Raw genomic sequence first — 12,052 nt, forward strand, 5'->3', positions numbered from 1 at the left:
CTACCGACCGGGACCCGCGGCGGGGTGGACGTCAGTGCGCGAAGTGGCGCGCGCCGGTGAAGTACATCGTCACGCCGGCCTCGCGGGCGGCGGCGACGACCTCCTCGTCGCGGATGGAACCGCCCGGCTGCACGATCGCGCGCACCCCGGCGTCGAGGAGGATCCGCGCGCCGTCGGCGAAGGGGAAGAAGGCGTCGGAGGCGGCCACCGCGCCGCGGGCGCGCTCGGCGCCGGCCCGCTCGACGGCCAGGCGGCAGGAGTCCACCCGGTTCACCTGGCCCATGCCGACGCCGACGGAGGCGCCGTCCCTGGCGAGCAGGATCGCGTTGGAGCGCACGGAGCGGACCGCGCGCCAGGCGAACTCCAGGTCCGCCAGGGTCGCCTCGTCGGCGGCCTCGCCGGCGGCGAGGGTCCAGTCCGCCGGGGAGTCGCCCTCGGCGTCGATGCGGTCGAGGTCCTGCACGAGGACGCCGCCGGAGACGGGACGGGCCTCGGCGCCGGCGCGCGCGTACCCCTCGGGCAGCTGCAGCAGGCGCACGTTCTTCTTGCGCTGCAGCACCTCCAGCGCCTCCGGCTCGAAACCGGGAGCGACGACGACCTCGGTGAACACGTCGGCGACCTGCGCGGCCATCGCGGCGGTGACGACGCGGTTGGCGGCGATGACGCCGCCGTAGGCGGACACCGGGTCGCACGCGTGGGCCTTGGCGTGCGCGTCGGCGACGTCAGCGCCGACCGCGATGCCGCACGGGTTGGCGTGCTTGATGACCGCCACCGCCGGGGCGGTGAAGTCGAACGCGGCGCGCAGGGCGGCGTCGGCGTCGACGTAGTTGTTGTAGGACATGGCCTTGCCGTGCAGCTGGACGGCCTGCGCGATGCCGGGGGCGGCGGCCGGGTCGGCGTAGACGGCGGCGCGCTGGTGCGGGTTCTCGCCGTAGCGCAGCACCGAGGTGCGTTCCAGCGCGGTGCCGGTGACGGCGGGCCAGCCCTCGTCGCTCTCGTCGAGGGTCTGCTGCGCGAACCAGCCGGCGACCGCGGTGTCGTAGGAGGCGGTGTGGGCGAACGCCTCCGCGGCCAGGCGGCGGCGCTGGGCGAGGGTGAAACCGCCGGCGCCCACGGCCTCGAGGGCGTCGCCGTAGCGGGCGGGGTCGGTGACGACGGCGACGCTGGGGTGGTTCTTCGCCGCGGCCCGCACCATCGAGGGCCCGCCGATGTCGATCTGCTCGACGACGTCGTCGAAGCCGGCGCCGGAGGCGACGGTCTCGCGGAACGGGTAGAGGTTCACCACCACCAGGTCGAACGGCTCCACGCCGAGGTCGGCGAGCTGGCGCACGTGCTCGGGCAGGCGGCGGTCGGCGAGGATCCCGGCGTGCACGCGCGGGTGCAGGGTCTTGACCCGCCCGTCCAGGCACTCGGGGAAACCGGTCAGCTCCTCCACGGGCGTCACCGGCACCCCGGCGGCGGCGATGCGCGAGGCGGTGGAGCCGGTGGAGACGATCGCGACGCCGGCGGCGTGCAGGCCGGTGGCGAGCTCCTCCAGGCCCGTCTTGTCGTAGACGCTGACGAGGGCGCGCCGCACGGGGTGGCGCTGCGCGGTCTGCTCGGCGGTCGGGTTCTCGGCCATCGGCTGGGGTCGTCCTCTCGGGGTGGGGCGGGTCAGCTCGGGCGGGTGGTGGGCAGCTCGCCGCGGGCGAGGCGGGCGACGACGTCGACGAGCAGGTGGCGCTCGGCGTCCTTGATGCGCTCGTGCAGGCTCGCCTCGTCGTCGTCGTCGAGGACGCGCACGGCGGCCTGGTCGAGGATCGGGCCGGTGTCCACGCCGGCGTCGACGAGGTGCACGGTGCAGCCGGTGACCTTCACGCCGTGGGCGAGGGCGTCGCGCACGCCGTGGGCGCCGGGGAACGACGGCAGCAGCGCGGGGTGGGTGTTGACGAGGCGGCCGCCGAAGGCGTCCAGCAGCGGGGCGCCGACGATGCGCATGAACCCGGCGAGGACGACGAGGTCGGGGTGGTGGGCGGCGACGGCGGCGGCCAGCGCCTCGTCCCAGGCGGCGCGGTCGGGGTGCTCGGCGGGCGGGACGGTGAACGTCGCGGCCCCGGCGGTGCGGGCGCGCTCCAGGGCGGCGGCACCGGGCTTGTCGGAGCCGACGGCGACGACGGTGAAGGCGTCCCCGCGGGCGTCGAGGAGCGCCTGGAGGGTGGACCCGGATCCGGAGGCGAGGACGACGACGCGCGCTGGCACGTGCGCAGACGATAGCCGTCGCGGTGAGCGCACCCCGACGCGCGGCCCCGCGGGCGGGCGGGGGCCAGGATGTCGCGGGTGAGCACCCCGCCCTTCGTGAGCGCCGCCGACCTCGCGGCGCGCCTGGACGACCCCGACCTGGTCCTGCTGGACGTGCGCTGGCGCCTCGGCGAGACCACCGGCCGCGAGCAGCACCGCGCCGGGCACCTGCCCGGCGCGGTGTTCGTGGACCTGGACGCCGAGCTGTCCGCACCGCCCTCGCCCGCGGCGGGCCGGCACCCGCTGCCGGCGGTGGCGGACCTGCAGCGCGCCGCCCGCCGGTGGGGGCTGCGCGCCGGTTCGCGCGTCGTGGCCCTCGACGACTCCGGTGGCGCGGCGGCCGCGCGCGCCTGGTGGGTGCTGCGCTGGGCGGGCTTCGCCCGGGTGGAGCTGCTGGACGGCGGGCTGGCGGCGTGGCGGGCGGCGGGGCTGCCGCTGGAGGGCGGGGAGGTGGTGCCCGCGCCGGGTGACGTGGAGCTGGGGCCGGGCGGTGCGCTGCCCGCGGTCGACGCGGAGGAGGCGGCCGCCGCTCCCGCCCGCGGGGTGCTGCTGGACGCGCGGGCCCCGGAGCGCTACCGCGGTGAGGTGGAACCGGTGGACCCGCGCGCCGGGCACGTGCCGGGGGCGCGCAACCTGCCGCCGGGTTCCCTCGTGGACGGTGCGGGGCTGCTGCTGCCGCCGGCGGCGCTGCGGGAACGGCTGGCGGCCGCGGGCGTGGGGCCGGGGGTGCCGGTGGTGGCGTCGTGCGGGTCCGGGGTGTTCGCGAGCCTGACCGTGGCGCAGCTCGCGGCGGCGGGGGTGGACGCGGCGCTGTGGCCGGGGTCGTGGTCGCAGTGGTCGGCGGACCCTGCGCGTCCCGTCGCCACCGGCCCCACCCCCTGACACCTGCTCACCCCCACCCCACCCCACCCCCTGCGGTGATCAAGGAAGTTGCCACTTCCTTGATCACCGCAGGGGGTGGGGCGGGGTGTCAGGTGCGCTTCCGGGGGCGCCGGCCGGCCGGGCGCGCTCCCCGACCCGGTTCCCCGCCCGGGGCGTCGGCGGGGCCCTCGGCGGGGCCCGCACCGGGGTCCTCGCCGGTTCCCGCGCCGGAGCGCCCGCCGCGGCGGGCGGCCGCTGCGCCCAGCAGGCCGCCGGCGGGGGCGCTCGCGCCGGCGGGCAGGTCCGCGGGGACGCGGGTGCCGCGCCACGAGGTCCAGGCTCGGTGCAGCAGCACCGCCAGCGCGCCGCCGGCGGCGACCTCCACCGCCACGGCCAGGCCCGTCAGCAGCGGGTCGGGGCCCAGCTCGCTCATCCGGTCCCGGCCCAGCGGCCCGGACGCCAGGGCGGCGAGCACCGCGACGGCGAGGCCGGTCAGCGCGCCGGTCGCACCGGCCACGGCGAGGCGGTGCGACGGCGCGGCGGCGCGGTGGCGGTGCAGCAGCGCGGCACCGGCTCCGGTGAGCACCGGCAGCGCCACCACGAGCCACGCCGCGACCGGGGTGGCGCCCGGCGGGGGCAGCGCGCCGAGCACCGGAACGGCGGGCAGCGTCGCCAGGGTCGTGCCGCCGGGCGCGACGGAGGTGGCGGTGCCCACGGCGAAGCCCGGGCCGGCGACCCAGGCGAGCGCCCACACCGCCAGGGTGGGCAGCAGCAGCAGCTGCGCCAGGGTCAGCAGCGCCCCGCCCAGCCAGCCCGGCTCCAGCGAGCGGTGCAGCAGCAGCACGTCGGCGCGGCCGTGCACGAGCGCGACGGCCAGCACCAGCGAGCCCAGGGCCAGCAGCGCCGCCGTGCACGCCAGCGCCGGGCGCAGCGCGGCGGCCACGACGGCCGGCACCCGCGCCGGCGGGGCCGGCCGGTGGGCGCGCGCGGCGACGGCGAAGCCGACGGCGCCGACGGCGAGGCCGCCGAGCAGGGCGTGCAGGGGGCCTGCCGCGGCCACGCCGCTGCGGGTGACCAGCGCCAGCAGCAGCGCGAGGACGCCGTAGCCGCCGGCGAACACCGCCGCGCCGGGCCAGAACGGCACACCGCGCTCGGCGTCGGCCTGGTCGCGCACCCACGTCCGCACGGCCCGCACCGCCGAGGCGACGGCGAGCAGCGTCACGCCCAGCGGGGCGACGGCGAGGGCGCCGCCGACGACGGCCACGGGGGCGCCGTGGCCGAGCAGCCACACGTCGGCACCGACGCGGACCACGGCCGCGAGGGAGGAGGTCGAGCGCACGGCGCCGAGCCACGCCACGAGCGTGAGCACGGCGATCGGCAGCAGCAGGGTCAGCACGGCGCGCACGGCCGCGGTCAGCAGCGGCAGCAGGTCGGCGGGGGTGGCGGGCGGCGGCGGGGTACCGGCGGGGCGGTCGACGAGCGTGGACATCGTCCCCATGCTCCCCCGGCGCACGGCCCCTCCGGTCCGCGACGCGCCCGGTGCGCGCGCGAGGGCCCCCGCCGGCGTGACCGGCGGGGGCCCTCGATCAGGCGGCGCGGGGCGCCGCGGGGATCACTTCCCCAGGTTCTGGAAGATCTCCCGGGCCAGCTTCGCGGTCTCGCTGGGCGTCTTGCCGACCTTGACGCCGGCGGCCTCGAGGGCCTCCTTCTTGGCCTGCGCGGTGCCGGCCGAGCCGGACACGATGGCGCCGGCGTGGCCCATCGTCTTGCCCTCGGGCGCGGTGAACCCGGCGACGTAGCCGACGACGGGCTTGGTGACGTTGGCCTCGATGAACTTGGCCGCGCGCTCCTCGGCGTCGCCGCCGATCTCGCCGATCATCACGATGACGTCGGTCTCCGGGTCGTCCTGGAACGCCTGGAGCGCGTCGATGTGCGTGGTGCCGATGACGGGGTCGCCGCCGATGCCCACGGCGGAGGAGAAGCCGATGTCGCGCAGCTCGTACATCATCTGGTACGTCAGCGTGCCGGACTTGGACACCAGGCCGATGCGCCCGGGCGGGGTGATGTCGGCGGGGATGATGCCGACGTTCGACTTGCCGGGGCTGATCAGGCCGGGGCAGTTCGGGCCGATGAGGCGGGTCTTGCCGCCGGCGGCGGCCAGCGCGTAGAACTCCGCGCTGTCGTGCACCGGCACGCCCTCGGTGATGACGACCACGAGGGGCGTCTCGGCCTCGATGGCCTCCACCGCGGCGGCCTTGGTGAACTTCGCCGGGACGAAGATCACGCTGACGTCGGCGCCGGTGGCCTCGCGGGCCTCGGCGACGGTGCCGAACACCGGCACCTGCACGGGCGAGCCGTCCGCGCCGGTGAAGTCGACGCTCTGCCCGGCCTTGCTCGGGTTGACGCCGCCGACGACGTTCGTGCCGGAGGCGAGCATCCGCTGGGTGTGCTTGCGGCCCTCGGAGCCGGTCATGCCCTGCACGAGGACCTTGCTGTCGGAGTTCAGGAAGATCGCCACGGATCAGGCCTTTCCGGTGCTCGCGAGTTCGGCGGCCTTGGCGGCCGCGCCGTCCATGGTGTCGACGACGGTCACCAGCGGGTGGTCCGCCTCGGCGAGGATGCGCCGGCCCTCCTCGACGTTGTTGCCGTCCAGGCGGACCACGAGCGGCTTGGTGGCCTCGTCGCCGAGGATGCCCAGGGCGGAGACGATGCCCTTGGCGACCTCGTCGCAGGCGGTGATGCCGCCGAAGACGTTGACGAACACGCTCTTGACCTGCGCGTCGCCCAGGATGACGTCCAGGCCGTTGGCCATGACCTGCGCGGAGGCGCCGCCTCCGATGTCGAGGAAGTTCGCGGGCTTCACCCCGCCGAACTCCTCGCCGGCGTAGGCGACGACGTCCAGGGTGCTCATGACGAGCCCGGCGCCGTTGCCGATGATGCCGACCTCGCCGTCGAGCTTGACGTAGTTGAGGTTCATCTCCTTCGCCTTGGCCTCGAGCGGGTCGGCCGCGGCGGCGTCGGCCAGCTCGGCGTGGCCGGGGTGGCGGAAGTCGGCGTTCTCGTCGAGCGTGACCTTGCCGTCGAGGGCGACGATCTTCCCGTCCTCGGTGCGCACCAGCGGGTTGACCTCGACGAGGGTGGCGTCCTCGGCGGTGAACACGCCCCACAGCTTCTGCACGACGTCGGCGACGGCCTCGCGCAGCTCGGGTGCGAACCCGGCCTTCTCCACGATCTCGGCGGCCTTGGCGGCGTCGATGCCGGTGCGGGCGTCCACGGGCACGCGGGCCAGCGCCTCGGGGCGCTCCACGGCCAGCTGCTCGATCTCCACGCCGCCCTCGACGCTGGCCATCGCCAGGTAGGTGCGGTTGGAGCGGTCGAGCAGCACGGAGAAGTAGAACTCCTCGGCGATCTTCGCGCCCTGGGCGATCATCACCTGGTGCACGGTGTGGCCCTTGATGTCCATGCCGAGGATCTCGCGGGCGCGCTCGGCGGCCTCCTGCGGGGAGTGGGCGAGCTTCACACCGCCCGCCTTGCCGCGCCCGCCGGTCTTCACCTGGGCCTTGACGACCACGGTGCCGCCGCCCATGCTCTCGGCCGCGGCCTGCGCCTGCTCCGGCGTCGTCGCGACCTTGCCGTCCAGGACGGGTACGCCGTGCGCCGCGAACAGGTCGCGCGCCTGGTACTCGAAGAGGTCCACCAGTTCTTCCTCGTCTTCGTCGTCGGAAGTTCGTCGTGTCGCTGCCGACGAGCGCCCCGGGCGGGGCCCCGCGTCGGCCGGCACCGGGCGTTCAGCACCCTAGTGCTCCCCCGCCACGGGGACCCGGTCGGCACGGATGACGCGGATCACACCGCCCCGCCGCCGGGCGCGCACGGCTTCGCCCGCCGGTGGGCCGCGTGCGAGCATGGGGGTGCCCGGCCGTCGGGGAGGACGGTCCGGCGGGACCCGCGCGGGAACGGCCCCCGGGGGGCGGTGGACGCTGGAGGTGGGTGTGGCGCAGGCGCAGGCGCAGGCGCAGGCGCACGAGCAGCCGCAGCACCGGGCCGCGGGCGAGTTCACCCTGGACGTGGCTGCGGACCGCTGGCGGTTCTGCCCCGCCGCCCGCGAGGTCCTGCACCTGCCCCCGGGCGAGGACGTGACCACCACCGCGCGGCTGTGCGAGCACGTCGAGCCGCGCGACGCGCTGCGGCTGCGCGCGGAGGTCGACGCGGCCGTGCGCGAGGGCGCGCCGTTCGGGGTGCTGGTGTCCTTCGACGACGGCGGGGGCGGGCGGCGCTGGGCCGCGGTGACGGGCCGGCCCGGCGGGACAGCCGGCGGGACAGCCGGCGGGGCGGCGCGGACCCTGACCGGCCAGGTCGCCGACGTGACCGGCCCCCTCCTGCGCGACGTCAGCGAGGTCACCGCGGTCCAGCTGCGCACGGCGCTGGAGTCGCGGCAGGTGATCGACCAGGCCAAGGGCGCGCTGATGCTCGTGTACGGCACCGGCGCCGACGAGGCCTTCGAGCTGCTGCGGTGGAGCTCGCAGCAGCGCAACGTGAAGCTGGCCGACCTCGCCGAGCGCGTCACGGCGCTGTGCCGCGCCGGCGCGGACCTGCCGGCGAGCGTGCGCGGCCGCCTCGACGACGTGCTGCAGACCACCTTCGAGCGCGAGGCGGGCGTCCCGCCCGCCGGCGCACCAGGTGCGGTGACGGCCGCGGAGCCGCCCGGCGTGCTCACCTCGCGCACGAGCAGCGCGGGCGTGCCGGTGCTGGAGGTCGGCGGCGACGTGGACCTCGCGTCCGCGGCGGCCTTCTCCGCGGCCGTCGCGGACGCCGTCGACCGGGCCCGCGCCCCGCGGCCAGTGGTGGTGGACCTGTCCGGCGTCGGCTACCTGGGCTCGGTGGGCGTTTCGGTGCTCACCACCGCCCACCGCCGCTGCGAGCGCGCCGGCACGCCGCTGCGGGTGGTGGTCGGTGCGCGCACGGACGTCCTGGACTTCCCCGGCCTGCGCCGGCTGAGCCTGCACGCCGACGTGGCCGCGGCGCTGGCGGCGCGGGACGCCGCTCCCGAGCCGCCGCGGGCGGCACCGGGCGACGCTCCCCGCCACGTGGACCTGCGCGAGCGCTCCGGGGCGCGCGGGCGCCGCTGAGCCGCCCGCGCAGCACGGGCCGCGCGGTCAGGCCGTGCGGTGGGGCAGCTCGGCCAGCTCCAGCACCGCGGCCGCGGCGCCGCCCGCCGGCGCCAGCAGGTCCAGGCGGTCCCAGCCGCCCGCGCCGCGCGCCGCCTCGGCCAGGGCCTGCACCCCCGCGCTGGCGAGGTGGGTGACGCCGGAGAGGTCGACGCTCAGGCGCACGGCACCGCCCCGGGCGGCGCGGCGCAGCTCGTCGAGCAGGTCCGGGGCGCTGGCCAGGTCCACCGCGCCGCGCACCCGCACGGCCGCGCCGGCGGTCTCCACGGCGAACGGCGGGTCCTCCGCGGGCCCCGGGCCGGGCCCGGCACCCTCGAGCGGGCCGGGCACGTCCACCTCCACGGGCCGCTGCAGGGCCCGCTCCACCTCGACGACCGTGCCGGTGGCGGAGGGTCGCACGCGCAGCCGCCCGAGCGCCCCCAGCAGTGCCAGGCCCCGGCCGCGGTCGCCGGGTTCGGCACGGGGCTCGCGCCAGCGGCCGTCGTCGGCGACGGTCAGCCCCAGCACCCCGGTGGCGTCCAGCCCGGCGGTGACGCGCACGCGGTGGGGTGCGCCGGCCCCGTCGCGACCGTCGTGGGCGTGCTCGACGGCGTTGGCCACGGCCTCCCCCGCCAGCAGGTCCACGGTGCGCGCCTCGGCGGGGTGCAGGTGCAGCGGCGCGGCCCACGCCCGCAGCCGCGCGCGCAGCACGGCCAGCGAGGACGGCTCGGCGGGCAGGTCGAGCACCAGCGGGCCCGGCGGGGTGCGCGGGGCGGCCACGAGGACGGTGACGTCGTCGCGGGCCCCGGGCCCGGCGAGCCGGGCGAGGAGGGCCCGGCACACCGCCTCGGCGGGCGAGCCGGCCGCGCCGGGCCCGCCGGCGAGGGCGGTGCGCAGCGCGTGCCCGGCGGCGTCCGCCACCAGCTCGCGCTCGGCGGCGCGGGAGCGGCCGGGCCGCTCCACCAGCCCGTCGGTGTAGAGCAGGACGTGCTCGCCGGGGCCCGGGCGCGCGGTGCGCACGGTGCGTCCGGCCCGTTCGCCGGGGACGGCGAGCGGGCCGCCACCGGTCTGCTCCAGGTGCTCGGCGGTGCCGTCGGCGCGCACGAGCACCGGGGCGGGGTGCCCGGCGGTGACGTACCGCAGCTCGCCGCCGGCCGGGTCGAGCACCGCGGCGCAGACGGTGGCGGCCGCCGCCCCGGGCAGCCGGCGCGCGACGGCGTCGAGGTCCGCCAGCGCCTCCGCCAGGTCCGCACCGGCGCCGAGGCGCTGGGCGAGCACGGCGCGCAGCTGGCTCATGGCGGCGCTGGCGAGCACGCCGTGCCCGACGACGTCGCCGACGACGAGCGCGAGGCGGCCGCCGTCCAGGACCACGGCGTCGAACCAGTCGCCGCCAGCGGCCTGCCCGGCCCCGGCCACCGCGTACCGGGCGGCCACGTCCACGCCCGGCAGCACCGGCAGGGCGGCGGGCAGCAGCGCGGCCTGCAACCGGGCCACGACGGCGCGCGCCTCGTCGTAGCCGCGGCGCACCGCCTGCGCCTCGCGGGCGCGGACCAGGTGCAGGTAGAGGCGCGGGGCGACCTCGCGCAGGAGGCGGTCCTCCTCCTCGTGCCACGCGGCGCCCGGCGCCTTGGCGGCGGTGACGGTGAACAGCCGCCGCCCGCCGCCGTCGACGGCGGCGGCGCGCTCCTGCCCCGCCGGGCCCGGCGCGGCGTGCTCCCACGCCACCTCGCCGCCCGGGGCCTCGCCCCCGCCGTCGGCGACGGTGAGCCGCAGGCGCGCCAGCGCCAGGTGCTCGGCCAGGCGGCGGCCGGCGTCCGCGGTGACCCGGGCGGGGTCGTCGGCGCGGGCGAGCACGTCGCCGAGCTCGGCGGCGAACGCGGCGGCCTCGACGCGGCGGCGGTCGTCGGTGACGTCGGGGTTGCTGCCGGCCAGGCCGGCGAAGCGGCCGTCGGCGGTGCGCAGCGGCGCGGCGGTCGTCTCGATCCACCGGTGCTCGCCGTCGGCGCGGCGCACCCGGGCGCGGGCGCGGAAACCGCGGCCCTGCGCGGTGGCGGCCTCGAACTCGCGCAGGTACTCGTCGGCGTCGTCGGGGTGCAGGACCGAGCGCCAGCGGCCGTCGAGCATGTCCTGCTCGGTGCAGCCGAAGAACTCCAGGACGCGCCGGTTCACGGCGGTGCACGCGCCGGTGGCGTCGGTGGACCAGAGCATGACGGGAGCGAGGTCGGCGAGGACCCCGCCGCCCGGGTGCCCGTCCGCGTCGTGGCGCACGCGGGGCAAGGTAGCCGCCGCGGGGTGCGCCGCGCTCGCGTGGGAGCGTGGCGCGGTGACGCGACACCCCCTCGACGAACCCGTCTGGGCCTCCCTGACCGGCGCGCACCGCCACCTGGCGCAGGGCGGCGACCTGGCCCGGCGCTACCCGCCGGACGTCTCCCCGTTCCACGCGCTGGCCGACCCGCGCGACGAGGAGGCGTGGGCGCAGCTGCGCGAGGTGGCCGGCGCCGGCGCGCAGGTGCTGCTGCCGGTGCTCGACGCGGACGTCCTGGACGCCCCGCTGCCGGCGGGGGCGCGGCTGGTGCGGGTGCTGCCGGGCGTGCAGCTCGTGGCGACCGGGGCGCTCGCGGCGGACGCGGCGGACGCGGACCCCGGTGTCGTCGTGCTCGGCGAGGCGGACGTCCCGGAGGTGCTGGACCTGGTGGAGCGCACGCAGCCGGGCCCGTTCGGTCCCCGCACCCCGCTGCTGGGCACCTACCTGGGCGTGCGGGACGACGGCGGCCGGCTGGTGGCGATGGCCGGGGAGCGGCTGCGGCCACCGGGGTTCACGGAGGTCAGCGCCGTGTGCACCGATCCCGCCGCGCGCGGGCAGGGCCTGGCGAGCCGGCTGGTGCGGGCGGTGGCGGCCGGGATCGCAGCGCGCGGCGAGACGCCGTTCCTGCACGCGCTGGGAGAACGCGGGGGCGCTGCGGCTGTACGGGGCGCTGGGGTTCCGGCTGCGGCGCACCGTCCCGTTCCCCCTCGTCGAACTGCCGTGAACGGCCGGACCGCCGTGAACGGCCGGACCGCCGTGAGCGGCCGGGCTGCCGTGGACGGCGGGGTGGGCGTAGCGTCCCGGCATGGCCCGCTTCGTGGAGGTGCACCCGCGTGACCCGCAACCGCGGGCGGTGGCGCAGCTGGTGGCGATGCTGCGCGACGACGCGCTCATCGCCTACCCCACCGACTCCTGCTACGCGCTGGGCTGCCGGCTGGACAGCCGCACCGGTGCGGACCGCATCCGCCGGATCCGCCACCTGGGCGAGCGGCACCACTTCACGCTGGTGTGCTCGGACTTCGCCCAGCTGGGGCAGTTCGTGCACCTGGACAACACGGCGTTCCGGGCGGTGAAGGCGGCCACCCCGGCGCCGTACACGTTCATCCTGCCTGCCACGAGGGAGGTGCCGAAGCGGTTCGCGCACCCCAGCAAGCGGACCGTGGGGGTGCGCATCCCCGACCACCCGTTCGTGCGGGCCCTGCTGCGCGAGCTGGGCGAGCCGCTGCTGTCGAGCACCCTGCTGCTGCCCGGCCACGATGAGCCGCCGACGGACTCGTGGACCGTCAAGGAGGAGCTGGACCACGTCGTCGACGCGGTCGTGGACGCCGGGGAGGTGGGCACGACGCCGACGACGGTCGTGGACCTGTCGGAGGGTTTCCCCGAGGTGGTGCGCGAGGGCGCCGGGGACCCCGAGCGGTTCCGCTGAGGAACCGCCCCCGGGGGGGGGGGGGGGGGGAGGAGAAAG

The 12,052-nt window shown here is 78.0% G+C and carries 10 protein-coding genes; 4 read left to right on the forward strand and 6 right to left on the reverse strand.

Annotated features, from left to right (window positions below; all coding sequences use genetic code 11):
- Positions 1 to 31 precede the first annotated feature (31 nt).
- Together purH and purN are read right to left on the reverse strand one after the other, a co-directional pair.
- Positions 32 to 1,621, reverse strand: a complete 1,590-nt coding sequence (gene purH / locus V9U69_RS05010; protein ID WP_337060209.1) for a bifunctional phosphoribosylaminoimidazolecarboxamide formyltransferase/IMP cyclohydrolase — start codon at positions 1,619 to 1,621, stop codon at positions 32 to 34.
- Between the two features lie 32 nt (positions 1,622 to 1,653).
- The gene (gene purN / locus V9U69_RS05015; RefSeq protein WP_337060210.1) at positions 1,654 to 2,238 is read right to left on the reverse strand and encodes a phosphoribosylglycinamide formyltransferase; all 585 of its coding nucleotides are present in this window, start codon (positions 2,236 to 2,238) and stop codon (positions 1,654 to 1,656) included.
- A 69-nt stretch (positions 2,239 to 2,307) separates the two neighbouring features.
- On the opposite strand from purN, the gene V9U69_RS05020 reads away from it, so the two are divergent.
- Positions 2,308 to 3,159, forward strand: a complete 852-nt coding sequence (locus tag V9U69_RS05020) for a sulfurtransferase (protein ID WP_442907595.1) — start codon at positions 2,308 to 2,310, stop codon at positions 3,157 to 3,159.
- Positions 3,160 to 3,247: 88 nt separating this feature from the next.
- On the opposite strand, the gene V9U69_RS05025 is transcribed toward V9U69_RS05020, so the two are convergent.
- The 3 genes from V9U69_RS05025 to sucC all read right to left on the reverse strand — a co-directional run bounded on the left by V9U69_RS05025 (position 3,248) and on the right by sucC (position 6,835).
- Positions 3,248 to 4,627, reverse strand: coding sequence for a cell division protein PerM (locus V9U69_RS05025; RefSeq protein ID WP_337060212.1), 1,380 nt, complete (start codon positions 4,625 to 4,627; stop codon positions 3,248 to 3,250).
- Between the two features lie 123 nt (positions 4,628 to 4,750).
- A complete protein-coding gene (sucD, locus tag V9U69_RS05030; protein WP_337060213.1) occupies positions 4,751 to 5,656 on the reverse strand; it encodes a succinate--CoA ligase subunit alpha in 906 nt (301 codons plus the stop codon).
- A 3-nt stretch (positions 5,657 to 5,659) separates the two neighbouring features.
- The gene (sucC, locus tag V9U69_RS05035) at positions 5,660 to 6,835 is read right to left on the reverse strand and encodes an ADP-forming succinate--CoA ligase subunit beta (protein ID WP_337060214.1); all 1,176 of its coding nucleotides are present in this window, start codon (positions 6,833 to 6,835) and stop codon (positions 5,660 to 5,662) included.
- 292 nt (positions 6,836 to 7,127) lie between these two features.
- Here sucC and V9U69_RS05040 point away from each other — a divergent pair, with 292 nt between their 5' ends.
- Positions 7,128 to 8,264, forward strand: a complete 1,137-nt coding sequence (locus V9U69_RS05040) for an ANTAR domain-containing protein (protein ID WP_337060215.1) — start codon at positions 7,128 to 7,130, stop codon at positions 8,262 to 8,264.
- Positions 8,265 to 8,291: 27 nt separating this feature from the next.
- Here V9U69_RS05040 and V9U69_RS05045 read toward each other — a convergent pair whose 3' ends face one another.
- On the reverse strand, positions 8,292 to 10,550 hold the full coding sequence (locus V9U69_RS05045) for a SpoIIE family protein phosphatase (protein WP_337060216.1): 2,259 nt from the start codon (positions 10,548 to 10,550) through the stop codon (positions 8,292 to 8,294).
- Between the two features lie 55 nt (positions 10,551 to 10,605).
- Between V9U69_RS05045 and V9U69_RS05050 the strand changes: the two genes are divergently transcribed.
- Both V9U69_RS05050 and V9U69_RS05055 read left to right on the forward strand, forming a co-directional pair.
- The gene (locus tag V9U69_RS05050) at positions 10,606 to 11,424 is read left to right on the forward strand and encodes a GNAT family N-acetyltransferase (protein ID WP_337060217.1); all 819 of its coding nucleotides are present in this window, start codon (positions 10,606 to 10,608) and stop codon (positions 11,422 to 11,424) included.
- A complete protein-coding gene (locus tag V9U69_RS05055) occupies positions 11,393 to 12,013 on the forward strand; it encodes an L-threonylcarbamoyladenylate synthase (RefSeq protein WP_337060218.1) in 621 nt (206 codons plus the stop codon). Before V9U69_RS05050 ends, V9U69_RS05055 begins: the two co-directional genes overlap by 32 nt.
- Positions 12,014 to 12,052 lie beyond the last annotated feature (39 nt).

The sequence above is a fragment of the Kineococcus sp. G2 genome (assembly GCF_037154035.1).
Lineage (GTDB): Bacteria > Actinomycetota > Actinomycetes > Actinomycetales > Kineococcaceae > Kineococcus.